This window comes from Micromonospora sp. NPDC047557, assembly GCF_043205095.1.
Taxonomy (GTDB): Bacteria; Actinomycetota; Actinomycetes; order Mycobacteriales; family Micromonosporaceae; genus Micromonospora.
On record NZ_JBIDDK010000006.1, the window covers coordinates 268,168 to 293,235 of the forward strand.

At 71.9% G+C, this 25,068-nt stretch carries 23 protein-coding genes; 11 read left to right on the forward strand and 12 right to left on the reverse strand.

Features of this window, described 5'->3' with window-relative positions; all coding sequences use genetic code 11:
• Nucleotides 1-15 precede the first annotated feature (15 nt).
• The 3 genes from ACGGAQ_RS17575 to ACGGAQ_RS17585 all read right to left on the reverse strand — a co-directional run bounded on the left by ACGGAQ_RS17575 (nucleotide 16) and on the right by ACGGAQ_RS17585 (nucleotide 5,216).
• Nucleotides 16-1,956: an ABC transporter ATP-binding protein gene (locus tag ACGGAQ_RS17575; RefSeq protein ID WP_393050427.1), complete on the reverse strand. Its 1,941-nt coding sequence runs from the start codon at nucleotides 1,954-1,956 to the stop codon at nucleotides 16-18.
• Nucleotides 1,957-2,062: 106 nt separating this feature from the next.
• Nucleotides 2,063-3,502: an ATP-binding protein gene (locus ACGGAQ_RS17580; RefSeq protein WP_393050237.1), complete on the reverse strand. Its 1,440-nt coding sequence runs from the start codon at nucleotides 3,500-3,502 to the stop codon at nucleotides 2,063-2,065.
• A gap of 55 nt (nucleotides 3,503-3,557) precedes the next feature.
• On the reverse strand, nucleotides 3,558-5,216 hold the full coding sequence (locus tag ACGGAQ_RS17585; RefSeq protein WP_393050240.1) for an FAD-dependent oxidoreductase: 1,659 nt from the start codon (nucleotides 5,214-5,216) through the stop codon (nucleotides 3,558-3,560).
• A gap of 148 nt (nucleotides 5,217-5,364) precedes the next feature.
• Here ACGGAQ_RS17585 and ACGGAQ_RS17590 point away from each other — a divergent pair, with 148 nt between their 5' ends.
• From ACGGAQ_RS17590 to ACGGAQ_RS17620, 7 genes are all read left to right on the forward strand, one after another.
• Nucleotides 5,365-7,620, forward strand: a complete 2,256-nt coding sequence (locus ACGGAQ_RS17590) for a hypothetical protein (RefSeq protein ID WP_393050243.1) — start codon at nucleotides 5,365-5,367, stop codon at nucleotides 7,618-7,620.
• A 25-nt stretch (nucleotides 7,621-7,645) separates the two neighbouring features.
• The gene (smpB, locus tag ACGGAQ_RS17595; RefSeq protein ID WP_393050246.1) at nucleotides 7,646-8,137 is read left to right on the forward strand and encodes an SsrA-binding protein SmpB; all 492 of its coding nucleotides are present in this window, start codon (nucleotides 7,646-7,648) and stop codon (nucleotides 8,135-8,137) included.
• 117 nt (nucleotides 8,138-8,254) lie between these two features.
• A complete protein-coding gene (locus ACGGAQ_RS17600) occupies nucleotides 8,255-8,647 on the forward strand; it encodes an SCO5389 family protein (RefSeq protein ID WP_393050249.1) in 393 nt (130 codons plus the stop codon).
• A gap of 199 nt (nucleotides 8,648-8,846) precedes the next feature.
• Entirely contained in the window at nucleotides 8,847-9,272 is a 426-nt protein-coding gene (locus ACGGAQ_RS17605; RefSeq protein WP_354856049.1) for a TOBE domain-containing protein, read from the forward strand.
• Nucleotides 9,269-10,060, forward strand: a complete 792-nt coding sequence (gene modA, locus ACGGAQ_RS17610; RefSeq protein ID WP_393050252.1) for a molybdate ABC transporter substrate-binding protein — start codon at nucleotides 9,269-9,271, stop codon at nucleotides 10,058-10,060. Before ACGGAQ_RS17605 ends, modA begins: the two co-directional genes overlap by 4 nt.
• Nucleotides 10,061-10,103: 43 nt before the next feature.
• Nucleotides 10,104-10,940 carry an ABC transporter permease gene (locus ACGGAQ_RS17615; RefSeq protein WP_393050255.1) on the forward strand — a complete coding sequence of 279 codons (837 nt, stop codon included), beginning with the start codon at nucleotides 10,104-10,106 and terminating at the stop codon, nucleotides 10,938-10,940.
• 62 nt (nucleotides 10,941-11,002) lie between these two features.
• Nucleotides 11,003-12,058, forward strand: coding sequence for an ABC transporter ATP-binding protein (locus ACGGAQ_RS17620; RefSeq protein WP_393050430.1), 1,056 nt, complete (start codon nucleotides 11,003-11,005; stop codon nucleotides 12,056-12,058).
• A gap of 51 nt (nucleotides 12,059-12,109) precedes the next feature.
• Here ACGGAQ_RS17620 and ACGGAQ_RS17625 read toward each other — a convergent pair whose 3' ends face one another.
• The 4 genes from ACGGAQ_RS17625 to ACGGAQ_RS17640 are packed head-to-tail and all read right to left on the reverse strand — an operon-like array spanning nucleotide 12,110 to nucleotide 14,937.
• The gene (locus ACGGAQ_RS17625) at nucleotides 12,110-12,523 is read right to left on the reverse strand and encodes a type II toxin-antitoxin system Phd/YefM family antitoxin (protein ID WP_393050258.1); all 414 of its coding nucleotides are present in this window, start codon (nucleotides 12,521-12,523) and stop codon (nucleotides 12,110-12,112) included.
• Between the two features lie 42 nt (nucleotides 12,524-12,565).
• Nucleotides 12,566-13,138 carry a GNAT family N-acetyltransferase gene (locus tag ACGGAQ_RS17630; RefSeq protein WP_393050261.1) on the reverse strand — a complete coding sequence of 191 codons (573 nt, stop codon included), beginning with the start codon at nucleotides 13,136-13,138 and terminating at the stop codon, nucleotides 12,566-12,568.
• A gap of 59 nt (nucleotides 13,139-13,197) precedes the next feature.
• On the reverse strand, nucleotides 13,198-13,638 hold the full coding sequence (locus ACGGAQ_RS17635) for a hypothetical protein (RefSeq protein WP_393050263.1): 441 nt from the start codon (nucleotides 13,636-13,638) through the stop codon (nucleotides 13,198-13,200).
• A gap of 33 nt (nucleotides 13,639-13,671) precedes the next feature.
• Nucleotides 13,672-14,937: a hypothetical protein gene (locus tag ACGGAQ_RS17640; protein WP_393050266.1), complete on the reverse strand. Its 1,266-nt coding sequence runs from the start codon at nucleotides 14,935-14,937 to the stop codon at nucleotides 13,672-13,674.
• A 170-nt stretch (nucleotides 14,938-15,107) separates the two neighbouring features.
• Between ACGGAQ_RS17640 and ACGGAQ_RS17645 the strand changes: the two genes are divergently transcribed.
• Nucleotides 15,108-16,664 (forward strand): NAD(P)/FAD-dependent oxidoreductase, encoded by a 1,557-nt coding sequence (locus ACGGAQ_RS17645; RefSeq protein ID WP_393050269.1) that lies wholly within the window; start codon nucleotides 15,108-15,110, stop codon nucleotides 16,662-16,664.
• Between the two features lie 30 nt (nucleotides 16,665-16,694).
• Here the strand turns inward: ACGGAQ_RS17645 and ACGGAQ_RS17650 are convergent, their stop codons facing one another.
• Nucleotides 16,695-17,120, reverse strand: a complete 426-nt coding sequence (locus ACGGAQ_RS17650) for a hypothetical protein (RefSeq protein WP_393050272.1) — start codon at nucleotides 17,118-17,120, stop codon at nucleotides 16,695-16,697.
• An 80-nt stretch (nucleotides 17,121-17,200) separates the two neighbouring features.
• On the opposite strand from ACGGAQ_RS17650, the gene ACGGAQ_RS17655 reads away from it, so the two are divergent.
• Complete coding sequence (locus ACGGAQ_RS17655; protein ID WP_393050275.1) at nucleotides 17,201-18,154, forward strand: hypothetical protein; 954 nt, start codon at nucleotides 17,201-17,203, stop codon at nucleotides 18,152-18,154.
• A gap of 340 nt (nucleotides 18,155-18,494) precedes the next feature.
• Complete coding sequence (locus tag ACGGAQ_RS17660) at nucleotides 18,495-18,782, forward strand: hypothetical protein (protein ID WP_393050277.1); 288 nt, start codon at nucleotides 18,495-18,497, stop codon at nucleotides 18,780-18,782.
• Nucleotides 18,783-18,855: 73 nt separating this feature from the next.
• Here ACGGAQ_RS17660 and ACGGAQ_RS17665 read toward each other — a convergent pair whose 3' ends face one another.
• From ACGGAQ_RS17665 to ACGGAQ_RS17680, 4 genes are all read right to left on the reverse strand, one after another.
• Complete coding sequence (locus tag ACGGAQ_RS17665) at nucleotides 18,856-20,079, reverse strand: cellulose binding domain-containing protein (RefSeq protein WP_393050280.1); 1,224 nt, start codon at nucleotides 20,077-20,079, stop codon at nucleotides 18,856-18,858.
• A 35-nt stretch (nucleotides 20,080-20,114) separates the two neighbouring features.
• Entirely contained in the window at nucleotides 20,115-21,533 is a 1,419-nt protein-coding gene (locus ACGGAQ_RS17670) for a cellulose binding domain-containing protein (protein ID WP_393050283.1), read from the reverse strand.
• Nucleotides 21,530-22,510, reverse strand: a complete 981-nt coding sequence (locus tag ACGGAQ_RS17675; protein WP_393050286.1) for a pectinesterase family protein — start codon at nucleotides 22,508-22,510, stop codon at nucleotides 21,530-21,532. Before ACGGAQ_RS17675 ends, ACGGAQ_RS17670 begins: the two co-directional genes overlap by 4 nt.
• A gap of 206 nt (nucleotides 22,511-22,716) precedes the next feature.
• Nucleotides 22,717-23,964 carry an MFS transporter gene (locus tag ACGGAQ_RS17680; RefSeq protein ID WP_393050289.1) on the reverse strand — a complete coding sequence of 416 codons (1,248 nt, stop codon included), beginning with the start codon at nucleotides 23,962-23,964 and terminating at the stop codon, nucleotides 22,717-22,719.
• Nucleotides 23,965-24,087: 123 nt separating this feature from the next.
• Here ACGGAQ_RS17680 and ACGGAQ_RS17685 point away from each other — a divergent pair, with 123 nt between their 5' ends.
• On the forward strand, nucleotides 24,088-25,035 hold the full coding sequence (locus ACGGAQ_RS17685; protein WP_393050292.1) for a LysR family transcriptional regulator: 948 nt from the start codon (nucleotides 24,088-24,090) through the stop codon (nucleotides 25,033-25,035).
• The last annotated feature ends 33 nt before the right edge of the window (nucleotides 25,036-25,068 follow it).

The window sequence follows — 25,068 nt, forward strand, 5'->3', positions numbered from 1 at the left end:
CACAGTGGTCGGGGGTCAGTGGTTTGCGGCGTCGGTGGCCCGGTAGCCGCTGGCCTGCAACTCGAACAGCTCGCGGTAGAGACCGCCGGCCGCCATCAGCTCGTCGTGGTTGCCCTGCTGGACGAGGCGACCCCGGTCCATGACGAAGATCCGGTCGGCGTGCCGGACGTTGGCCAGCCGGTGGGTGATCAGGACGACCGCCCGGTCGGGCCGACGGCGCAGGTGCTGGAACAGGGCATGTTCGGCGCGGGCATCCAGGGCGGCCGACGGCTCGTCGCAGATCAGCAGGTCGGCGTCGCGGTAGAGCCCGCGGGCGGCGACGAGCCGCTGCCACTGACCGCCGGACAACTCGTGACCGTTCTTGAACTCCCGGTCCAGCAGGGTGTCGTAGCCGTGCGGCAGACCGACGATCATGTCGTGGGCGGCGGCCGCGGCGGCGGCCTCCTGCACGTCGGGGCCGGGTTGGTCGGGCGTACGGTCGTGCCGGCCCACGCGGATGTTCTGCCCCGCGGTGAACGGGAACTTCCAGTACTCCTGCGTCATCACGGCCACCTGCGCGCCGAGCGCCCGCGGATCCAGCTCGGCGGCGTCGACGCCGTCCCAGCGGATCGTGCCACCGGTCGGCTGGTAGAGCCCGGCGATCAACTTGGCCAGAGTGGTCTTGCCGGAGCCGTTCTCGCCGACCAGCGCGATCACCTCACCACGTCGGATCGTCAGGCTGACCCGGTCCACCGCCGGCGCGTCGGTGTCGGGGTAGCGCAGGCTCACCTCGTGCAGGTCGATCGTCTCGACCCCGTCGACCACGTGGTCGCCGCCGACGGGCACCCGGCCCTGCGCCCGGGTCAGGAAGTCCCGGTAGTCCTGGTAGTAGAGGGCGTCCTCGTACAGCGAGTTGGTGGCGACGACCGCGACGCCCAGGCTGTTCCGGGCGGACTGCAGGGCGAGCAGGGCGGTGGCCGCGGCGGCGAGGGCGACCATGCCGGCCAGCAGCAGGCCGCCGAGCACGGCGTACACCCCGAAGGTGGCCAGCCCCGCCACGCTGGCGCCGGCCACGCGGGTGCCGGTCTGCGAGCGCACCAGCCGCAGTTGGGCGCGGGTCTCGACGGCCATCACACCGCGGTACTCGGCGAGCAGGAAGTCGCGCATCTGGTAGGCGCGCACCTCGGCGGCGGTGTGCCGGTTGGCCATCAGGTGGGCGAGCATCCACATCCGCCGGCGGCGGGTGATCCGGGCCAGCATCGCCAGGTACTCCCGGCGGGCCATCCGCACCGCCGTGATCGCCTGGGGCACGGCCGCGAGCAGCAGGCACGGCAGCAGCAGCGGCTGGATGACGGTGACCGCCACGGCGGTGGCGAGCATCCCGACCACGCCGGTGACCAGGTTGACGGTGTGGTCGACGATCCACGCCGCCTCGCCCATCCCCCGGTCGCGGACCCGGTCCATCTCCTCGGCGAACCCGGCGTCGTCGAACGCGGCCAGATCCACTGCGGTGGTGGCCTCGAACAGCCGCAACTCCACCTGGTAGTTGATCTGCGGGGTGAGCCGCGCCTGGGCCCAACCGGCCGCGATCGTCAGACCGCCGCGCGCCGAGACCGCCGCCGCGGCCACGACCAGCGCCGGCAGGGCGGAGCGCACCCGGTCCGGGGTGGGACCGGCGGCGAAGAGTTCGGTCAGCACGCTTGTCGTGGCGAGCAGGCCGAAGGTGGTCATCACCCCGGCGGCGACGTTCAGGCCGATGGAGGCGACCGTGTCCATGCGGTTGGTGGCCCAGGCCAGCGCCACCGCCTCCCGCACCAACCTCGGCAGGCGTCGGGCCACCGCCCAGAAACTGGTGTGCGCGAACGTGTTCGCGTGGTGCATCCAGGCGGCGTCCTCCAGCTCCGGAAGCATGGAGCTGTCGTGAGGCGGATCGATCGGCTGGTCGTCGTCGTGGGGCGCGGTGCGCGGGCGGGCCATCGAGTCCACGGACGCTCCTCGGGGGGCGGGAAGCACGAACGCCGCCCGAGACTACTGCCAGCGACTGCCCGATGTCTGTAGGTAGTCGGCGCGTCGTACGCGTGTTTCACACAGTCGGCGCGACGTCCTCGGTGATCGGCAGCAGCACCCGGAACGTGGTGTTTCCGGGCTCGGTCTCCACCCGGATGTCGCCGTGGTGCTTGTTGACCACGATCCGGTACGAGATGTCCAACCCCAGACCCGTGCCGGCACCGACCGGCTTGGTGGTGAAGAACGGCTCGAAGATGCGCGGGCGCACCTCGGGCGGGATACCGGGACCGGTGTCACTGATCTCCACCGCCAGCAGGTCGCCGACCCGGCCGGTGCGGACGGTCAGCACGCCCTTCTCCCCCATCGCGCCCAGCGCGTTGTCGATCAGGTTCGTCCACACCTGGTTCAGCTCGGCCGCGTACGCCGGGATCGGCGGGAGCGACCGGTCGTACTCGCGGACGAGCTTGACCTCGGCGGGCACCTTGCCCTTGAACATGACCAGCGTGGCGTCGAGCAGGTCGTGCACGTCCACCACGCGGTGCGGGGCGCGGTCCAACTGGGAGTACTGCTTGGCGGCACCCACCAGACCCGAGATCCGGGTCACCGCATCGCTGATCTCGCGCATCAGCAGCTCGGTGTCGACGGTGTAGGAGAGCCACCGCACTGCGGCCTCCAGGTCCGCCGGGCCGACGGCCGCCTTCACCTGAGCGAGCCAGGCCGCGTCGAGACCCCCGCCGACCAGGATGGGCGCCAGGTCCCAGGCGCCGCCCACCCCGTGCTCCTCCAGCCAGTCGGTGAGGGCGTCCTCGGCGTCGGCGGTGGCAACCGGACTCAGCTTCGGCGCGGTGGCCACCCGGGCCACCGCCTCCTCCTGCAACGCGACCAGCCCGTGCAACGCGCGGCCGTCGAGCCGACCGTCGGCGATCATCGCGAGCTTGTGCCGCATCCCCGCGACCCGGTCGCGCAGCACCGACGTGGCCCGCACCGCCGCCGCGGCCGGATTGTTCAACTCGTGCGTCAGCCCCGCCGAGAGCGAGCCGAGCGCCAACAGCCGCTCCCGCTCGCCGACGATGGTCTGGCTGTCCCGCATGCCGAAGAACAGCCCCTCCAACAGGTGCATGGGCATCGGGAACCAGGACCGCAGGGCGTGCGCGAAGTCCTCCGCCGGCAGCACGAAGAAGTCGGAGTCGACCACCGCCCGCAGACTGTTGCGGTAGGTCTGCTCGACCTGGTCGCCCAGGTACGCCTGGGTGGCGCCGCCGTACACCCCGGGCTGGTCCGTCCGGCTGACCTCGACGTCGTCGCCACGGACCTGACGGCTCAACGCCACCGCGCCGCGCAGCAGCACGAAGAAGCAGGTGGCGGCCTCACCCTCGCCGTACACGAGGGTGCCGCCGGCACGCTGCTCCACACGGCCGTGCTCGAGCAGCCAGTCGAGCTGCTCGTCGTCGAGCGCCTCGAACAGGAACAGGGCACGCAGCTGCGCGGGCGTCAACCGCTCCGACGGGGTGGTCATGGGGTCTCCTTCGTTCGCGACTGCGGGGCTCGCAAACCCGGCTCACTCCTCGCGCTCACTGGGCCTCCAGGTAGCGGTGCACGAGCGAGACGGCCATCGCGCCCTCGCCGACGGCCGAGGCGACCCGCTTGACCGACTCGGCGCGGACGTCCCCGGCGGCGAACACCCCCGGCAGGCTGGTCTCCAGGTGGTACGGGTCGCGCGACAGCGACCACCCGGCCGGGCGGCGGCCACCGTTCAACAGGTCCGGGCCGGTGACGATGAAGCCGCGCCCGTCGCGGACGAGCACCCCGTCGAGCCAGTCCGTGCGGGGCTCGGCGCCGATGAAGATGAACAGCCAGGAGGTGTCGACCGAGCGGGCCTGCCCGGTGCGGGTGTCGCAGAGCGTGAGCTGTTGCAGGTGGTCCTGCCCGGTGGCGCCGACCACCGCCGTGTGCGGGTGCACGGTGATCCGGTCGATGCGTTCCAGCTGGTCGATCAGGTAACGCGACATCGACGCCGTGAGGTCCGCGCCGCGGATCAGCAGGTGGACGCGGGCGGCGTACCGGGAGAAGTGCACGGCGGCCTGGCCGGCCGAGTTGGCCCCGCCCACGATGTAGACGTCCTGGTCGACACAGCTGGGCGCCTCGGTGGCAGCGGCGCCGTAGAACACTCCCCGGCCGGTGAAGTCGGCGAGGCCGGGCGCGTCGAGCACCCGGTAGGAGACCCCGGTGGCCAGCACCACGGTGTGCGCCGCGATCTCGCTGCCGTCGCCGAACCGCAGCAGCCGGGCCCCGCCGGCCTCGCTCAGGCCGACCACCTCCCGGGCGCTGAGCAGCTCGGCGCCGAACTTCACCGCCTGCCGTCGGGCCCGGTCGGTCAACTGCGCGCCGGAGACGCCGTCCGGGAAGCCCAGGTAGTTCTCGATCCGGCTGCTCTGCCCGGCCTGCCCGCCGGTCGCCCGCCGCTCCACGAGAACGGTGCGCAGCCCCTCCGACGCGCCGTACACGGCCGAGCCCAGGCCGGCCGGACCGCCGCCGATCACCACGAGGTCGTAGAAGTCGGACGCCGGCACCACGGTCAGCCCGGCCAGCGCGGCCAACTCGGCCTCGTCGGGGGCCACCAGGGCCTTGCCCTCGGCGGTCACCACCAGGGGTACGTCCGCCTCGGTGGCCCCGGCCGCGTCGAGCAGGCGGGCGCCCTCCGGATCGTCGGACAACAGCCAGCGGTACGGCACGAGGTTGCGGGCCAGGAAGTCGCGGACCTTGAACGACGGCGCCGACCAGCGGTGCCCGACGACCCGGATCTCGACGCTCGTCGCGTCCGGGGTGACCGACCACGCCTCCAGCAGGCCGTCGACCACCGGGTACAGCTTCTCCTCCGGCGGGTGCCAGGGCTTGAGCAGGTAGTGGTCCAGGTCGACCACGTTGATCGCCTGGATCGCCGCGTCGGTGTCGGCGTACGCGGTGAGCAGCACCCGGCGCGCGGCGGGGAAGATGTCCATCGCGGCTTCGAGGAACTCGACGCCGGTCATCTCCGGCATCCGGTGGTCGGCCAGCAGCAGCGCGACCTGCTCACCGCGCAGCTTGACCTCCCGCAGCGCGTCCAGCGCCTCCGGCCCGGAGGCGGCGCGCAGCACCCGGTAACGGTCGCCGTAGTGGCGTCGCATGTCCCTGGCCACCGCCCGGGACACCGCGGGATCGTCGTCGACGGTCAGGATCACCGGGTTTGCCATGGCGCCAATAGAACCACCCCGCAGGGCCCGGTCGCACCACCACGTGGGCGCCGACGCATGCGTGACCCGCGCCGGGACGGGTAAGCGGGACCGCCGCGGGCGGTGTGCGACCGCCGACCCGCCGGCGGTCGCACACCTCGGGGGGCCCATGACGGACGCGTCGCCGACCGAACCGACGACCTCGGGTCGAGTAGTGGAGCTGCGGGTGCACGGCGTCTCCGGGGCGGGCGCCGACCAGGTCCTCAACCGGCCGCACGTGCACCAGGTCGCCGGAGACCGCAGCGGCGGGTTCTTCCGCCCCCGCCCGGGCTACCCGGACTCGACCGGCCCGGACGGGGTGACGCTGGAGGCGTACCGCTGGAGCGACCTGCCGTCCGGCACGGCCGTACGGACGCTGTCGCTGGTGTTCCTGTTGCCGTTCATGCTCTGCAACGTGGCGCTCTGGATGCGCCCGGCGAGCCTCTCGGGGAAACACGTCATCGTCGCGCTGTGCCGGGTGCTCGCGCTCACCCTCACGATGCTCTACGTGCTCTCCATCGTCGGGATGGCGCTGGACCTCGTCGCCTGGCGCTGCATGGGTTCCCCGACCTGCACGGCCGGCCGGAGTTGGCTGTCCTGGCTCGGCGAGCGTCCGCCCGGGGTACGGCTGGGTGTGTTGGCCCTGGTGCCGGTCGTCGCCATCGGGATCGTGTGGTGGCTCGGCGCGCGGCCGAGCCACTCGTTCGACGCCTTTCGCACCGGGGCGACCCAGGAGACCTCCGTCCAGCAGTTGAGCGCGGTCGGCCAGTGGGACGGGACCCCGGCGGTGGGACGGCTGCGCTCGGTGCACGTCGCGGCCGCGTTCGCCACGCTGGACGTCAGCCTGCTGGCCGCCTGGGACAGCCAGAACGAGTCGACGGTGCGAGCGGCGCTGGCGGTGGCGACCGGGGCCGTGCTGCTCGCCTGCGTGATCCTGTTGACGAGGGTGCGGGGCATGGACCGGCCCAGCCCGGTGCCCCGGCTGGAGGCGGTCACGCGAGGGCTGCGCACGATCGCCTGCGGGCTGACGATCCTGGTGATCGCGTACACCCTCACCAGCCGCGAGCCGTGGCCGCGGAGCAGGCTGCTGCCCGGGTACAGCGCCACCGTGGCCTGGTTGTTCGTCAGCCAGACCGTCCTGCTGGTGATTCTCGCGGCGGTGGTGATCTGGGCGCGCGGCAGGGGGCGACGCCCCGACGGACAGCGGCTCCCCCGGCTGCGCGCGCTGGGCGCTCCGGTCTTCGTCACGGTCGGCGCCGGGCTCGCGGTGGCGTTCTCCGCCGAGTTGGTCTATCGGGTGGCGGACGTGTTGGACCGCAACAGCGGGTACCGGGAACGGTTCGTTTTCGGCCCGCCGCTGTCGTACAAGTGGGCGATCGTCGGGTTTTTCCTGGCAGTGCTGGCCGCGCTGCTGGTGGGCGTGGTGGTCACCGTGGCGACCCGTCCCAGCCGGTGGCGGGTCGCACGGGCGATCGTGGCCGCCGACTTCCCGCACGCCCCGCCGGAGGCGGCGGCGCGGCTGCGCCGGGTCGAGCAGGCGGTGGCGCGGGCCCGGTTCACCGAACGGCTGGAACCGCTCGCCGTGGTCTACGCCGGGTCCGCCGCGCTCGGACTGGCCACCAGCCTGCTCGGCCTGCTCGAGCTCTATCCCGGGGACGTGTTCGAGCAGTACGTCGGGGTGCCCGACACCCTCGTCAACTTCCTCATCGGGGCGGGCAGCTACGCGATCGGCGCGATCCTGGTCGGGCTCGTGATCGGCGGCATCTTCGCGTACCGGACGGCCGGATTCCGTCGGTACGTGGGCGTCCTGTGGGATCTGGGCACCTTCTGGCCCCGGGCGGCGCACCCCTTCGCGCCGCCCTGCTACGCCGAACGGGCCGTGCCGGAGCTGACCAAGCGGATCACCTACCTCGTCGACCAGGGCGCGGGGGTGCTGCTGGCGGGGCACAGCCACGGTTCGGTGCTGCTCGCGGCCACCCTGCTACAACTGCCGCCGCGGGTCACCGACCGGGTCGCCCTGCTCACCTACGGGTCGCCGCTGAGCCGGTTGTACTCGCGCCTGTTCCCCGCCTACGTCAACGAGTCGTCGCTGCGAGAGATCGGCGAGCGCCTCGGCTGGCGCTGGGTGAACCTGTGGCGCGACACCGACCCGATCGGTGGGTGGATCTTCGTCCCGCACCGGCCCGGGGACCGCGCGACGCTGACCGGGCCGCAGGCGGCGGTGGACCGCCGGTTGACCGACCCACAGGGCCTACTGCCTCCGCCCAGCGACAGCGTGCCGCCGCCGATCCTGGGCCACTGGCTGTGCGAGTCGCAGGAGGAGTTCACGCAGGCGGTGCGGGAACTGGCCGCGCGGCTGCGCGCTCAGCGCCGGACGACCGGCTGAGGCGGTGGCCGGATATCGTCTCCGGGTGAGCCCGTCCAAGCAGCCCGAACGTCGACTGATCGCCTCGAACAAGAAGGCCCGGCACGAGTACACCGTGCTGCGCACGTACGAGGCGGGCATCGTGCTGGTCGGCACCGAGGTGAAGTCGCTGCGCGAGGGACGGGCGTCGCTGGTGGACGCGTTCGCGCACGAACGCGACGGCGAGATCGTGCTGTACGGGCTGCACATCGCCGAGTACAGCTACGGCACGTGGACCAACCACGCGCCGCGCCGCAATCGCAAGCTGCTGCTGCACCGCTCCGAGATCGGCAAGATCCTGGAGAAGGTCCGCGAGGGCGGGGTGACGCTGGTGCCGTTGTCGATGTACTTCGACAACGGCTGGGCCAAGGTCGAGCTGGCCCTGGCCAAGGGTAAGCGCGCGTACGACAAGCGGCAGACCCTCGCCGAACGCGACGCCAACCGCGAGATCGCCCGGGAGCTGGGCCGACACCTCAAGGGCCACCCCCGCCGCCACTGACCAGCATTTCTCCGCGCCGCACGCCGCGCCACCGTTGACGGTGCCGGCACGGCGTGGTGTGCTCACTTCGACACCGTTAATGAAAACGGTAGTCGTTTCGAGATGTGGAGGAGAATCATGTCGCTCACCGTCCCGCCAGCCCTGCTCGACGCCGCCGAGCGCGGCCCCGTCGACGACGAGGCGTTCATCGCCTGCGTCCGCGACTCCCTGCCGTACGCCTGGGCCACCGTCAGCCGCGTGGTCGCCGACCTCGAAGCCAGCGACGCCGACCTGGCGGACAACGTCGTCCCGCCGCCCACCGACACCGAACGGGGACAACTTCTCCGGGCGCTGGCGAGCGACGCGATCCGCTCCGGCCTGGAGCGTCACTTCGGGGTGCGACTGGCCTTCCAGAACTGCCACCGGGTCGCCGCGTTCCGTCCGTCGGCGGTCGACGGGGAGCGCTACCGCCGCTTCGTGTCGCCTCGGGGCCAACTCCTGAACCAGTCCCCCGCGCTGCGCAACTGCTGACGGCCACGTCCGGGACCGCGCTCGGTCTCATCGGATGATCCACTCCGCGTGGGCGATGTGGTGGTGTCGCAGCAGCGCGATACCACCACGTCGCCGACCTGGCGGATAGCAGATGCTGGCATATCGAGCGGCGAAGCCATGCGAATGCGGGTGGCATGGGGTCTATGCCCTCGCGGATGCGGGCCGCTAGGGTGAGGCGGTGACGACGTTCCGCATCGGCGCGGCGGCCGAACTGCTCGGCGTCAGCGCCGACACGATCCGCCGCTGGGTGGACGCCGGGCGGCTGCCCGCCGGGCGTGACGAGCACGACCACCGGATCATCGACGGCGTCGACCTCGCGGCGTTCGCCCGCGCGCAGGCCGCCGACCCGGACGCGGGCGCCGAGTTCTCCTCGGCCCGCAACCGGTTGCGCGGCATCGTCGTCGACGTCCGCAAGGACACGGTGATGGCCCAGGTCGACATCCAGGCCGGCCCCTTCCGGGTCGTGTCGCTGATGAGCCGGGAGGCCGTCGACGACCTCGACCTGAGGGTCGGTTCGGTCGCCGTCGCCGTCATCAAGTCGACCACCGTGGTGGTGGAGCGCGCCGCGCCCACCACCCCGGCCGGAGCAAGGGCGGTCGGATGAGTCGTCGGACCAGATTCGTCGCGGTGGCGCTGGCGGTGGCCCTGCTGGCGACGACCGGCTGTGACCGCGCCGGCGACCCCGCATCCGGGGGCGACACCCGGGACGGTCGGGCATCGGGCACGGTGACCGTGTTCGCCGCCGCCTCGCTGACCGAGTCGTTCACCCGCATCGCCAAGGACTTCGAGGCCGCCAACCCGGGCGTCACCGTCACCCTCAACCTGGCCGGCAGCTCCGCCCTGGCCAACCAGATCACCCAGGGCGCTCCGGCGGACGTCTTCGCGTCGGCCGCGCCGAAGAACATGGCGACCGTGACCGAGGCCGGCGACGCCGACGGCACACCGCTCGTCTTCGCCCGCAACCAACTGGTGATCGCGGTGCCCAGCGGCAACCCCAAGGGCGTGACCGGTCTCGCCGACCTGGCCCGCCCAGGGGTGAAGGTGGCGCTCTGCGCCGACCAGGTGCCCTGCGGCGCGGCGGCGCATACCGCCCTGACCGCGGCAGGTGTCGCGCTGACCCCCGTCACCCTGGAACAGGACGTCAAGGGAGCGCTGGCGAAGGTCAAGCTCGGCGAGGTCGACGCGGCCCTCGTCTACCGCACGGACGCCCGCGCCGCGAGCAGCGACGTGACCGGTGTCGAGTTTCCCGAGTCGGCGCGGGCGATCAACGACTATCCGATCGTCGCGCTGAAGGACGCGCCGAATCCGGCCGGCGCGCGGGCCTTCGTCGCGTACGTCCGCTCGACGCCGGCACAGACGGTCCTCGCCGCGGCCGGCTTCCAGGCGCCATGAGACGGGCCTTCCCGGCACCGTGAGCCGGACCCTTCCCAACGCCGTGCGACAGACCCCTCCCGGCAGCGCGAGGCGGCTTCCCGACGTCGCGCCGCGCCGACGGGGGCGGGTGCCGGCGGCGCTGCTGATCCCGGCCGGGCTCGGGCTGCTCTTCCTCGTCCTGCCGCTGGCCGGGCTGGTGGTCCGGGCGCCGTGGACGACGCTGCCGCAACGGCTCACCGCGCCGGGGGCGCTGACGGCGCTGCGGCTGTCGGTGCAGACCGCGACCCTGGCCACCCTGTTCTGCCTGCTGTTCGGGGTGCCGCTGGCCTGGCTGCTGGCCCGGGTCGAGTTTCCCGGCCGCCGGCTGGTCCGCGCCCTGGTCACCGTGCCACTGGTGCTGCCACCGGTCGTCGGCGGCGTGGCGCTGCTGCTGGTCTTCGGCCGGCGCGGGCTGCTCGGCGGCTGGCTCGACGCCACGTTCGGCGTCACCCTGCCGTTCACGACCGCGGGCGTGGTGCTGGCCGAGGCGTTCGTCGCCATGCCGTTCCTCGTCATCGCCGTCGAGGGTGCGCTGCGCGCCGCCGACCACCGCTACGAGGAGGCCGCCGCGACGCTCGGCGCCGGGCGGTGGACCACCTTCACCCACGTCACGCTGCCCCTGGTGGCACCGGGTCTGGCCGCCGGCGCGGTGCTGTGCTGGGCGCGGGCGCTCGGCGAGTTCGGCGCCACCATCACCTTCGCCGGCAACTATCCCGGGCGTACGCAGACCATGCCGCTGGCCGTCTACCTCGCGTTGGAGACCGACCTGGAGTCCGCGATCGTGCTCAGCCTGGTGCTGCTGATCGTCTCGGTGGGCATCCTGGCCGCGCTGCGGGACCGCTGGCTGGCCAGCCCGTGACCGCGCCGCTGCACGACGAGGCCGGACCCGCGCCGCGGGACGACGAGGCGGGACCTGCGCCGCTGCTCGACGCCCGGCTCGTCGTCGACCGGGGCGCCTTCCGGTTGGACGTGCCGTTGCGGGTCGCGTCGGGCGAGGTCGTCGCGCTGCTCGGGCCGAACGGCGCCGGCAAGACCACCGCGTTGCGCGCGCTGGCCGGGCTGCACCCGCTCACGGCCGGGCACGTCACCCTCGGCGGCGTCGACCTGGATCGGCCGGCGAGCCGGGGCTGGGTGCCCACCGAACGCCGGCCGATCGGCGTGGTCTTCCAGGACTACCTGCTCTTTCCGCACCTCAACGCGCTGGACAACGTGGCCTTCGGGCCGCGCCGGCACGGCGTCGACCGGCGTGCGGCGCGGGCCACCGCCCGGGACTGGCTCGACCGGGTGGGCCTGGCCGGCCAGTCGCACCGCCGGCCTCGGCAGCTCTCCGGCGGGCAGGCGCAGCGGGTGGCGCTGGCCCGCGCGCTGGCCGTCGGGCCGTCGCTGCTGCTGCTCGACGAGCCGCTCGCCGCCCTGGACGCCCGCACCCGCCTGGACACCCGCGCGCAGCTGCACCGCCACCTGGCCGCGCACCCGGGCGCCACGGTGCTGGTCACCCACGATCCGCTGGACGCGTTGGCGCTGGCCGACCGCCTGGTCATCGTCGAGGGCGGGCGCGTGGTGCAGGAGGGCGACGGCCCGAGCGTCACCGCCCGCCCGCGCACCGACTACGTGGCCCGCCTGGTCGGGTTGAACCTCTACCGGGGCCGGGCGGACGGCCACGCGGTACGTGTCGCGCCGGAGCTGACCCTCAGCGTGGCCGACCGGCTCGACGGGGACGCGTTCGTCGCGTTCCGCCCGGCGGCGGTGGCCCTGCACCCGGCCCGGCCGGACGGCAGCCCCCGCAACACCTGGGCGGGCACCGTGACCGGCGTGCAGCGCCACGGCGACAACGTCCGCGTGCAGGTGGACGGGCCGATCGGCGTGGCCGCCGACGTCACGCCGGCCGCCGCGGCGTACCTGCGGCTGATCCCCGGCCAGCGGGTCTGGGTCGCGGTCAAAGCGACCGAGACCCACGCCTACCCGGCCACGACCTGACGCCTGCGCTGCGCGATACCTGGGCCGGCGACGGCCCTCGACGAGCGGCGGTCAGTCGGTGAGCAGGTCGGCGTGCGCGGCGCGCAGCCGGGACAGCGCCGGGTCGCTGCCCGGGACGACGCGGCGGTCAAGCTCGGCCCACACCTCGGCCAGCGCCGCGCGGACCGCCCCCAGCTCGGCGGCGTGTCGCTGGCTGCTGCGACGGTGCTGCTCGTCGAGGCGGCGGGCCCAACCGGCGGTGACCGCAGCGAGCCGGTCGGCGTCGGCGCGGGCCTGCGCGCCACTGCGGGCGGCGGCGGCGGGAACGATCGCGGCGACCGGGCGGGGATCGCCGTCGCGGGTGACGACGGTGACGGCGTCGGTCAGCTCGGCCAGCGCGACGAGCTGGCTGAACCGGGTGCGCGCCTCACGCAGCGGCACGGAACGCGGCGGGTCGGAATGCGGGGTGAGCGCGGGGACGGCCATGAATGCATGGTGCCGCCCGGGTACGACAGAAATCCGCCGTCGTCAGTGGACGGTGGGCGGTGACGGTGTGGGCCGGGCCAGCCACTCGTCGGCCAGCACCGACCAGACCTCCAGGTCGATGCGCCCGCGCGGGCTCGGGTAGAGCTGGCGCAGGGTGCCGTCGTGGCGCAGGCCGAGCCGGCGGGCCAGGGCGATGCTGCGGGTGTTGGCCGCGTTGGTGCGCCACTCCACCCGCTGGATGCCGCGCTCGCGGACCGCCCAGTCGACGATCCGGCGGACGGCGGGGGCCATCATGCCCCGGCCCTGCGCCGCCGGTTCCAGCCAGCAGCCGACCTCGCAGACGCCCAGCGTGACGTCGAACGACACGAACATGACCCCGCCGACCAGGGTCCCGTGCCGCCACAGTCCCCAGATGCCGCCGCTGTCGCTGGCCCAGCGGTCGGCGTAGCGCTGCAACACCGCGCGGGCCGACGGCAGGTCGGTGGCGACGAAGGTCGGCGACACCCAGGGGCGGATGTGCTCGCGGGCCCGGTCCAGGTGGGCGAGGAACTCCTCGGCCCGCCACGGGTCCAGCGGGCGCAGCTCGACGTCCTCGGTCAGCGGCAGGGCGAACACCGGGCCTCCCCCGAAGTTGGCGACGACGGGTAGCAGCCTTGCACAGGCCGGCTGAAAGCTCAGACCGGCAGGTACGTCCGCAGGGCGGCGAACTGGGCCACCGTCAGGTACGACGGGTTGGCCGCCTGCGGCTGACGGAACACCTCCAGGGCGGCGAGCCGGTCGTCGGCGCGCAACGCCTGCCGGGGCACCCGGTCCCGCTCGGGAAGGATGGGCAACTCCAGCGGCACCGACCAGGGTCGCCCCGGTGGCGCGGGCTCGGCCACCCCGGTGACCCGCCCGATGCCCCACACCCCGTACGGCAGGCGGGCGCGGCTGCCGCTGGCCCAGAACACCACCGGCTGCCCGGCACGCATCAACCGGGCCCGGTAGCCGGGGCGTACGCACCAGTCCGTCACCAGCGGCTCGCGGGCGAACCGGGCGGTGAGGTCGACGGCGTCCGCGTTGCCCTTGATCAGCCAGGCGCCGAGATCGTCGAGGCGCACCCGTGGCTCGGTCATCGCCTCATCCTGCCCCGATCGGCGGCCACCCAATCAGATGATCATGTGGGTCCAGTAGGTGAGCCAGAGCGCGAACAGCGCACCCTGCACCACGGCGAGCGCCGCCGTCAGCCACACGTCGACACCGGCGTGACGGGCCCAGCGGGCCAGCACCAGGGCCACCGGGAACACGGCCAGCAGGTAGCGCAGCAGGCTCTTGTAGACCGGCGGGCCCATCGACAGCGGCACCAGCACCATGAGCACGCCGTAGACCAGATACGGCAGCTCCCGGCGACGGAGCCCGGCGACCAGCACGGCCAGCACGACCAGGGCGAAGAGGACCCGGCCGGCGTCGCGTGGCTCTCCGGCCAGAGCGTCGACCACCACCGGCACCGGGTTCTGCACCCTGATCCCCCAGCCGACCTGTTGGGCGTGCTGGTAGGCGAACCAGTCCCCGCCGCGCCACCGGCAGAACGCCATGAAGGTGAACCATCCGGCGGGCAGCAGCAGCAATGGCCAGCCGATCCGCAGATACCCGAGCAGGGCGCGTGGGCCGAGCCGCCAGTCGTGCTGGCGCAGCAGCACCAGCGCCAGCGGCAACGCCACGAGAAGCCCGACCGACCGGCTCATCGCCAGGAAGTAGCCGAGCACGCCGACCAGCAGCCACCGACGTCGCTCGGCGTAGTAGAACGCGGCCAGCGCGAGGCAGACGAACAGCGACTCGGTCAGCGCGGCCTGGAACAGGAAGGCCGTCGGCAGCAGCACCAGGTAGCGGGTGAACCGACGGGCCGCGTCCGCGTCGCCGAGCAGCAGCTCGGCCAGCCGGTAGCCGTACGCGAGGGCGCCCAGGAACGCGACGTTGCTGATCAGCAGCAGGGCCAGCGCGTTGTCGCCGCCGAGCAGCGCGCCGACCGGCCGGGCGAGGAAGGGGTAGAGCAGCGGGAAACCGAAGTCCCCCCACGGCCGCCCGGTCAGCGGCAGCTCGCTCAGCCGCAGGTAGAGCAGCGCGTCCCAGGCGAACCAGAAGGAGATCCACCGGTGGCCGGACACCTCCCGCTGCTGCGCCCACATCATCGCCTCGTCCGGCGGCGGCGCGCCCGGAATGCCGTCCCAGGCGTGCAGGACCAGCAGGCCGAGCAGGGTCAGCAGCAGCTTCGCGCCGATAAAGAGCCCGATGAGGTACGGCCAGGGCGCCGGCACGCGGCGGGCCAGCCGCGCGCCCGCTCCGGCCGCCCCGGCCAGCCGGGCCGCCCACGCCACCCCGGCGGGCCGGGCAGCCAGCATCGCTGCGTGCCGCCGGCCGCTTCGCCACCGGTGCATCCGCCCCGCTCCCCCGGTCCGCCGACCCACCCGCCGCGTGGGGGTGCTGCCCCTCTCGTTGTACGCCCCGGCGCGCCCCGCCGGAGCGAAACGACCACGACCCGCAGGTGACATCCCGGGCATAACGGGTACGCGCCGCGCCTCAACCATCGGCAGGGAGTACGGGCGGCATGAGCGAGCAGCACGGCACGGTGGTCATCGGCGCGGGGCCGGCGGGGCTCACAGCGGCATACGAGTTGCTCCGGCACGGGAGGCCGGTCCGGGTCTTCGAGGCCGACGAGGTGGTCGGCGGGATCAGCCGGACCGTGGAGCGCGACGGGTGGCGCTTCGACATCGGCGGGCACCGGTTCTTCACCAAGGTGCCCCGGGTGGAGGCGTTCTGGCACGAGATCCTGCCCGACGAGGACTTCCTGACCCGGCCCCGGATGAGCCGGATCTTCTACCGGGGCGCCCTGTTCAACTACCCGTTGAGCGCGACCAACGCGCTGCGCAATCTGGGGCTGCCGGAGGCGGTGCGCTGCCTGGGCTCGTACGCCCGGGCCCGCCTGCGCCCGCCGAAGGACCAGTCGCACTTCGAGGGCTGGGTGTCGGCCCGGTTCGGCTGGCGGCTGTACTCGATCTTCTTCAAGACGTACACCGAGAAGGTCTGGGGCATGCCGGCGGACCGGTTGCAGGCCGACTGGGCCGCGCAGCGGATCAAGAACCTGTCGCTGGCCACGGCGATCCGCAACGCGGTGCTGCCCCGCCGCCGCCGCACCGACGTGACCAGCCTGATCGAGGAGTTCCAGTACCCGAAGTTCGGGCCGGGGATGATGTGGGAGCGCTGCGCCGACGAGGTGCGCCGGCGCGGCGGGGAGGTGTCGACCGGCACCTGGGTGACCGCCGTGCACCGCGACCCGAAACGACGGCGGGCGATCAGTGTGACGCTCAACGGCGCGGGCGGGCAGCGCACCGAGCCGGCGGACCACGTGATCTCGTCGATGCCGATCTCGGAGCTGGTCGCCGCGCTGCGCCCGCCGGCGCCCCCGGAAGTGCTGGCCTGCGCCGCCGACCTGCGCTACCGCGACTTCCTGACGGTCGCCCTGGTGGTGCCGGCCGAGTTCTCGTTCCCCGACAACTGGATCTACGTGCACGACCCGGCGGTGCGGGTGGGCCGGATCCAGAACTTCGGCTCCTGGTCGCCCTACCTCGTCAAGGACGGACGCACCTGCCTGGGTCTGGAGTACTTCGTCTTCGAGGACGACGAGATGTGGCGTACCCCGGATGCCGACCTCGTGGCCCTGGCCACCGCGGAGCTGGAGCGGTTGGGTTTGGTCCGCCCCGGTGTCGTGGAGGCCGGCCACGTGGTGCGGATGCCCAAGGCATACCCGGTGTACGACGAGCGCTACCAGCACAACGTGGACGTGATCCGAGCGTGGCTGGCCGAGGCCGTGCCGAACGTGCACCCGGTGGGGCGCAACGGCATGCACCGCTACAACAACCAGGACCACTCGATGCTCACCGCGATGCTGACCGTCGAGAACATCGCCACCGGCGCCACGCACGACGTCTGGTCGGTCAACGTGGAGCAGGACTACCACGAGCAGTCGACCGGCGGCGGTCGGCGGGGCACGGGCCGCGACGCGCCGGTGCTGCCCAGCCGGATCATCACCGCCCCGATCACCGTTTCCGAGGGCGCCCACGCGGCCGACGACGGCGGCCGATCCGCGCAGGCGCCGCTGGTTTGACGGGCCGGGCTCGTTACGCGAACGCCGGGGTCAGATCGGACCGCTGGTGTAGATCTCCGTGCTGCTCTCGTTGCCGACGAACGGGTTGTTGACCGCCCACAGCAGACCCTCGTCGTACTCCGGCACGTCGAAGTTGCACATGACCCAGCCGGCGTCCGCGCCGCTGCTGTTGAAGCACTGCCGGCTCCAGTCCGGTCCCTGGATCGTGCCGGCGGCGGACGCGCCGTTCGCCTTGGTGTCCTTCACCCAGACCCGATCCCCGTACGCGGCGAAGCACGCCTTGGCGCCGGTCGTCGACACGCACCACACGTCGACACCGTTGGCCGCCGGCGGCGCACCGCTCGGCGTGCCCGTGGCCGCCGACGCCGCCGAGGCGGTGCCGACCAGGACGAGAGCCACGGTCGTCGGCACCATGATCAGCGCACCGGCCCACCGCGTATTCGGCTTCTTACGCATCCGCGTCAACTCCCCAGCATTCACCATGATCGTCATTCCGGTGCAGGACCGTAACAGCCCGGCGTGGCTACCATCGCCTCGTGATCGAGGAGTTGATCAGACGTGCTGCCGCCGAGGACGACGACGCGATCGAGGAGTTGTGCGCGATCACGGACAGCGACCCCCGAAGGCTGACCCCGCACCTGAGTCTTCTATTTGACCTCGGTGTGCTGTGGCCGGCGAAGTTGTACCGCGCGGCGGACGCCGACGCGGTCCGTCGGGTCATCGAGCAGGTCGACAGCGGCCGCACGCCCGATCGGCTCAACCACCTGCTCATGGTCCTGGCGCACAGTGCTCACCCGACCGCCGAGAGCGCCCTGCGTCGCTGGACGACGCAGCCTCCAGCAGGTTCGGGCGAGCTGTACGTCAGTGCGCTCCGCTACGCCCACGAGGGCGGCTGGGCGGTCGGCTCGGACGGCCGGCGACGGGACCTGTGCGGGGACACCGCGTACCGGTGGATCATGCGCGAAACAGCGCCAGGCGCGGATCAGCCCGGCTGCCCCTGGTGTGCCTCGCCGCTGTGGGTTGCAGCAGACCTCGACACCACGGACGCCGCCATCGCCGCCGCGCTGGCGCACACGGGGTGGTCCGGGCGGTTGGTGATCGAGACGTGCCACTTCTGCGCCTGCTACACGACGTTGTACAGCCACGTCACTCCGGCCGGTGGCGCCACCTGGTGGGCCGGCAACACCCGCCCGAGCTACCTCCCCGACGCCGACGAACCGGAGGACCCCCCGACGCTGGTGCCGGTCCTCGGGCGGGCCTTGGCGAGCCCTTATCAGGTCAGCGCCTGGAACCCGGGCGGATCGACACTGGGCGGCCGGCCCGAGTGGATCCAGGACGCCGAGCACGCCGACTGCCCCGGTTGCGGCGAACCGATGGACTACGTGGGTCTGATCGCCGGCGCCGACCTGGACGACTACGGCGAGGGCGCCTACTACCTGCACCTGCACCAGCCGTGCGGGTTCGCCGCGGTGAACTACCAGCAGAGCTGACCGCCGAAAGGGGTTCCATTACGGGCCGGTGGCAATCCTGCGTTCGACACAGAACCACGTCCATGGGCGGATCGCCCTCCACACACGTCCGCGCAACCGTGCGCGCCGCGGGTCAAGGAAGACCTCGATGTCCTCCAGCGCGTTCCCGGCAGGACCGGTGACGTGTGGCAGCGCCCGGGCTCGGCGCAGAGCGGCGACCACGCGGCGTTCATCCAGTTGACGGTAGACCCTCGCGAGATGCCCCAGGCACGTCGCGGCGACCGCGCTGCGGCGCCGCTGCAAGGCACTCGCCGTGAGTTGATTACGTGGAGCCGGCAGCAGACCTGCGAAGGAGTTACCCGTGGCACTTGGCAGCGAGCAACGTCGTGGAGAACGCAAGCCGCGCGTCGAAGGGCTGTTCGCCGGTGAGCAGGTTGAAGCCGCGCTCGACCTCCTGCACCTCATGGACATGGCGTGGCACGACTGCTATGGCCCCCAGGAACTGGAGGTTCCGCCTTCCGTGCTCGACGACGTCCTGTTGCTGGCGGAAGGTGACCTCGCCGTCCTGATCACGGTTGCTCGCGAGGCAGTTATCGACTTCCGTGACGTCCGGATCGCCGCCAACGCAAGGCGTACGAAGAGCAGGTAGCGGCGCACGCCTCCAGCAGCCTGGCTCCTGTCGTCTGCGAGCGCGACCGGGTCACACCGCCAAAGGGTGGCTGTCACGTCAGGTGGGCGGCGAGCGGGATGTTCTGCGCCCGGAGGGCGGTGGTGATCAGGCCGGCGATCTGTCTGGCGCCGGCCGCCTCGAAGTGGGTGTGGTCGTTGCAGAAGAACGCACCGACCGCGCCCGTCGAGTAGTCGCCGTTGTTCGGGCACAGCCTGAGCGTGTTGTAGAGCGCCACGCTCCTGGCGTGCAGGTCGATGACCGGTACGCCGTTGGCGGCGGCCGCAGCGGTCGTCTCGGTGACGAAACCGCGATTGCCGACGGCGGTGCTGCCGCTGCAGGTGATTGCCGCGACCGGAGTGACGAAGATCGGCTTCACCCCTCTGGCTTTGGCAGCCGTCGCCATGACGCCGAGCAGTTCCTTGAAGCGATTGGTGCCAACGTGTCGCGGGCAGGCCGAGTCACCGTCGTTGATGCCGAACTGGATGATCAGATAGTCACCGGTCTTGAAGCCGCTGCCGGTGTCCAGCATCGCCGACCATCGCGCGCTGTAGGCGGTCGAGCTGAGCGTGCACTCGCCGGCCGAGTTCTTGGTGGAGGTCACGTTGCCCTCGTACAGCCACGTCTGGATGCTGCGACCGCCGACGGCGCTGTTCTGCACGGTGACGGTCGACGTGAAGTAGGACGCGAACTGGCTGCCCCAGCCGATCGGACAGGAGCTGGCATTCATCATCGTGGAATCGCCGGCCATCCACACCCTGACCGGCGCGGGTGCCGATGACGTGGAAGGGGTCGCCTGCGGTGTGCTCGGCTCGGGGCAGGGCGTTGGCCCCGGCGTGGGCGTCTGTGCGGTGGGGGTCGCTGTCGGTGGGCCGGCACAGGTGATGCCGTTGAACGAGAACGACGACGGCACCGGGTTGCTGCCGCTCCACGAGCCGGTGAAGCCGAAGTTGACCGATCCGCCAGAGCCGACGGCACCGTTGTAGCTCATGTTGGTGGCGGTCACCGCCGTGCCGGTGACCGTGACGGTGGCGTTCCACGCCTGCGTCACGCCCTGCCCGGGGGCGAGGTTCCACCCCACGGTCCAACTGGTCACCGCGTCACCGAGGTTGGTGACGACGACATCGGCTCCGAACCCGCCCGTCCACTGGCTGGTGACCCGATAGGCGACATCGCACGCCGGGGTGGCGGCCTGGGCAGTGGCGATGCCGAGCCCGCCGGCCACGACGGTCAGGACCGTTGCCGCCAGGACCACGAGACGCGATCGGCAAACCTTCATCGGGTTGCTCCTGCCTGGATCGGAGACGCTCGCCATCACGTGGCGGCGGCGCACCCGGAGCCGTTGAGGGCGAAGCCCGTCGCTCCGCTGAGTGGACTGTCGGTGACAAATCCGAAGCTGATCGAACCGGCGGCCGGGATCACCGCGTTCCAGGCGGCGTTCACCGCCGTGGCCGTAGCGCCGGACTGGGTGACTGTGGAATTCCAGGACTGCGTGATCCGCTGACTGCCTGGCAGGGACCAGGTCAGTGTCCAACCGTTGACCGGGGCGGCGGAGGTGTTGCTGAGCGTCACGTCGAACTGGGCGCCCGTACCCCAGTCACCGGTCTTGCGGTAGGTGACCGCGCAGGCCCCGCCCGCAGGAGCGGTCGGCGCCGGCGTGGTCGGCGCAGTCGTGGGGGGCGGGGTCGTCGGGTCCGGGGTCGTGGAAAGTCGTGCGCTGAGGACCGGGGCCAGCCGGTCGGTGATTGCCTGATGGCCCGCGTCGTTCGGGTGCACCGAGTCGCTCAGGCCGCCCGACGGGAGCCAGCCGCTGGTGTCCACGTAGAACACGTTGGTGTCACCCGCGGCGTTGCGTGCCCGCACCGCCGCCTCCGTCTCCGTCGCATAACGACCGATGAACGTCCGCATGGCGAAGAGCTTGGCGTTCGGAAACCTGGCCCGGATCCTGGCGAGGAAGGTGGTGTACGTCGCCTGGAAGTCCGCGGCGCTCACGCCATGGCTCTTGTCGTTCGTCCCCAGGTTGATCACCACGCCGTCGGCCGTGTAGCGGGAGAAGTCCCACGGGTCGGTGCCGACCTGGCCACCGGACGACATCCAGTAGCGGGTCTCCTGCGCCCAGCATCCATCGGTCGTCTCGGCCAGACACATGCCACCGATCGCGATCTGGGTGTGGTCGTAGCCGAGCCTCTCGCCGACCTTGAAGGCGTAGCCGGTCACGGCGAGCTGGCTGCTCGTGGCGCCCGCGGTGATCGAGTCACCGACGAACTCGACCAGCTTGGGGCGGGCCGGTGGCGTGAATGTGCGCGCGCCCGAATCCAGAATCAGCCCCTGGAAGACCGCGTCGCCGGTGTAGGAGCCGGCCACCTGCCGGTAACTGACGATCAAGGTGTGGTTGCCGGCCGCCAGCGCGGTCGGCGTCAGGTTGATCGTGCCGGAGCCGGCGAAGGACGTGAACGCCCTACCGTCGATGCTGGCCCACAGCTGGATGGTATTGCGCTGGCGGAGCTTCACCGTCTTGCCGGTGAACCCGACCCGCAGGTACGCGCCGGCCCAGTAGGGCACGTAGGCCGAGGCGTTCGTCTTGTTCCACCGGCCGACGAAGCTGATGTTGGAGTCGGCCGGTGTGCCGTCACCGGCGGCAGCCTCGGCGCTGAGGACCGGCAGACCTGCGGCGAGCACCCCGGCGGCGACTGCGACGAGGGCCGCGGTCCGCAGGGAACGAATCTTCGTCATCGGATGGGGTTCCAGCCGTCGCTACCCGCCAGGTAGGCGGTCGGTGTGTACTGGGTGGCGGTGGAGGCGCTCATCTGGGGCCGGTCGGCGTTGATGACGGCGCCAGCCCCGGTGCTGCCGTACTCGGCGAACCGGGCGGTCCTCCACGAGAAGCCGGACATGTCGGTCCAGGGATCGTTACGGATGTGTGCGCCCATCGAGACGCCCCGGTAGAGGACCTGACCGCGCGCGTTGACGTCACCGCTGGGATGCCAGGGCCGGCCCAGATAGACGGTCCTGGCGGGAGCGTTGCTGGTCAGTGTGGTTCCCCAGAACAGGAAGCCGAACTTGTTGTTGATGTCGGTGGCCGCGGCGGTGAGGTAGCCGTTGTTCGACGACGAGCCCCGGGTGAGCGAGTGCACCGTGCCGTTCTGGAAGACCATGGTGCCCCGGCCGAAGATGAAGTCGACGTCACCCTCCACGTAGGAGTTGCGGACGTAGAGACGCCGGACCGCGCTGACACTGGGTGCGTTGACCAGCAGGGTGTCCTGGTTGCCGAGAATGCGGACGTTGTCGAACTGCACCCGGTCGCCGGAGGTGTTGACAGCGACGGCCTGCTCGGCGTCGAGGGTGTTCGCGGCCTCGTTGAAGTCGTTCGACATGGTCAGATTGCTGATCGTGGTGTCGTTGGCGTTGACGAAGACCGAGGCACTGCCGGACGTGCCGTACGTACCGCCACCGGGCTTGGTCTGGCCGGCCGCGTGCCCCTCGACGATCACCACCTGGGCGGCGGAGCTACCGGCGCCCGCCAACGTGAGGTGGGGCTTGTTGGCGGGAACGGTGACCACGCCCCGGTAGGTGCCGGGTTTGATGGTGATGGTGACCGGAGCGCCGTTGTTCGCCGCGACACTGTCGATCGCCGCCTGCACGGTCGTGTAGTTGCCGCTGCCATCGGCGGCCACGGTGATGGTCGCGGACGCGGACGCGGCAGAAGCCATCGGAACTGCGGCGGCGAGAGCGCACACCGTCACCACCGCCACCGAGCGCACGCGAAGAACCCTGCCGGATGTGGTCATGAGCGTTCTCCGATCCCACCGGGCCGCTGCCGACGATGATGACGACCGGCAGACGACGACGTTAAGTGAACGTTAACATCGATGACTGGGAATATAAAGATGGCGGGCACGGAGGGTGAGCCACCCGGTCATCCGACCTGAACGTCTCTGGCGGGCGCGGCGGGCTCGGTGGCCACCGACGGGGTACGCCCGGGCAGCAGGAGCGGGGTGGCGAGCAGCAGAAGGCCGGAGATGGTGATCGCCGCGAGAGGGCTGGTGAGGGTCGCGAGGACGCCCCAGATCACCACCAGGGCCGCCTGGACGAGTCTGCTGACGGCACTCCACGTGCTGAGGACGCGGGCGGTGTGGCCGAGCGGGGTGCGGTGCAGTCGCTCGGTCGCGTAGATCGGGTTGAAGACGCCCATGCAGGTGATCAGCAGGCCCTCGACGACGATCACGGTGACGAGTCCGGGGATGCCCGGCTGGACGAGCGCGAGACCGAGTGGAAAGACCGAGCGCAACCACCCGGAGACGATCATGACCCGGTGCCGGCCGTGGCGGGCCACGAGGCGGGCGGACAGCCGGGCGCCTACCAGGCCGCCGAGCGCCGGGACGCCGAAGGCGAGGCCGTACTGCCAGGCCGGGAGGTGGTACTGCCCCAGCAGAAGGACAGCCAGGAGCGGCGCGGTGGCCATGATGAGGCCGCCGACCAGGATCGAGTTGAGGAACAGCCCTCGCAGGGCACGGTCGTGCAGGATGAACCGCCAGCCGACCAGAAGATCGGCGCCGCGCAGCCGGCCGGCACGGTCCCGGGGCGACGCGACGTCGCCGCCGCGGATCCGCAGGACCGCGAGCGCCGAGAGCAGGTAGCTCAGGGCGTCGGCCGCGACCGTGACGACCGGGCCGAGCAGCCCGACGAGCGCGCCGCCGAGCGGTGGGCCTACCGCGATCGCCGCCCAGTTCGTGGCCTCGAACCGCCCGTTCGCCACCACCAGGTGATCGCCCTGGACGAGGTACTTGAGGTACGCGCCGGACGCGGCGGCGAAGGCGATGCTCGCGGTCCCGGAGAGGACCGAGACGACAAGCAACTGGCCGTAGGACAGCAGATCGAAGGCGTACGCGAGCGGCACACTCGCCATGGCCACGAACCGGAGCAGGTCCATGGCGACCAGCACCGGACGCTTCGCCCGGTGCTCGACCCACGGCCCGAGCGAGAACGCCACGGCCGCCGCGACGGCCGGTCCGGCCGCCGCCAGGATCGACACGGCGAACGCCGGCGAGTGCAGGATGCGAACCGCGATCAGCGGGAACGCGCCGAAGGCGATCCACGTGCCGTACGTGCTGACGGCGTACGCCGACCACAGCCAACCGAAACTGGACCCCAACCGCGCGCCCATCCGCCCCCCTCGTGACAACCGACGTTCGGGTCCGGGCAGCACACCAACGCCACCGACGTCGGCGCAAACAACCACCGTCCGGGCGTGTCACAACCAACGGTTGTACGGGTGGATGATGGTCCGGTGGATACCGAGGCGGTGCGATCGTTCGTCCGGGCGGCCGAGTTCGGGCAGTTGCAGCACGCGGCCGAGGAGCTGGGCGTGACGCAGCAGGCCGTGTCGAAGCGGATCGCCGCCCTTGAACGCGCCCTCGACGTCCGGTTGTTCACGCGTACTCCCCGAGGGGTCGAGCTGACGCTCGACGGCCAGGCATTCCTCCCGCACGCCCGGGGCATCGTGGCCGGGGTGGACCGCGCCCTCGCCGCGATCAGACCGGGCTCGCGGGCCCTGCGAATCGACGTTCTCGGCCTGCGGTCCGCGCAGGCCGTCGTCCTGCACGACTACTGGCGGTCACATCCGGACATAAGGCTCGACGTGGTGACCCTGCGGGTCAACGACCCGCGCGCAGCGGTCGCCGCCGTCCAGGCGGGCGACGTCGACGCCTCGTTCCGCTCGGTCACCGACCCGGCCACGCTGCCGCGCGACGTGCGGATGATCCACGCGTTCGACTCACCCCTGGAACTGCTCGTCGGCCCGCGACACCCGCTCGCCTCCGCGCGCACACTGACACCGGCCCAGCTACGCGGGCACCGGATCTGGGTCCCCGGCATCGCGCCGCGAAGCGAATGGTCGGACTTCTACGATGAACTCGCCACCGAGTTCGACCTGCGCATCGACGCCGCCGGCCCGAACTTCGGCGACGAGGTGCTGCTCGACATCCTCGCGGACTCCGCCGACGTGGCGACCCTGGTCGGCGCGCGCGACCGGTACCTCTGGCCGACGAACCACGACCTGCGCCGCATCCCGATCGCGTGCCCGACGCTCGCGTACCCGCTCTCGCTCATCCTGCCGCGGGTCAACCCGCACCCGGGACTCCAGGCGGTCATCGACCACGTCGCGAGCCTGGCGCCGCTCCCCGCGACGACCTGGCGCCCGTCCTGGGCAGCGACACCGGGCTTCGCGGAGCTGTGACAATGCGCAGGTGATCTGCCGAGCGTCCGCGTC